This is a genomic window from Streptomyces sp. AC558_RSS880, assembly GCF_019049255.1.
Lineage (GTDB): Bacteria > Actinomycetota > Actinomycetes > Streptomycetales > Streptomycetaceae > Streptomyces.
The window spans coordinates 1-279 of the sequence record NZ_JAGMUJ010000136.1 but is presented as its reverse complement, the minus strand read 5'-3'; the positions used below and the strand labels follow the sequence as shown (position 1 = coordinate 279).

General features: G+C 53.8%; 1 rRNA gene. It reads right to left on the bottom strand.

The window, feature by feature from the left end:
* A 16S ribosomal RNA gene (locus tag KUM38_RS32910) occupies nt 1–93 on the bottom strand; the annotation flags it as partial.
* Nucleotides 94–279: the final 186 nt, after the last annotated feature.

Below are 279 nucleotides of genomic sequence, written 5' to 3'. Positions count from 1 at the left end.
ACTAATCCCCACCGAAGTGGTTCATCGTTCGACTTGCATGTGTTAAGCACGCCGCCAGCGTTCGTCCTGAGCCAGGATCAAACTCTCCGTGAATGTTTACCGGTAATCCGGTGCAACACGTCACGAGAGCGGAACCACCGGAGGAATAGTCCGGCGGTTCACAGCGTCCTCGCTGTGTTTTTTCAAAGGAACCTCAACCCGATCGAACCGATCAGGTCGGGGTATCAACATATCTGGCGTTGACTTTTGGCACGCTGTTGAGTTCTCAAGGAACGGACG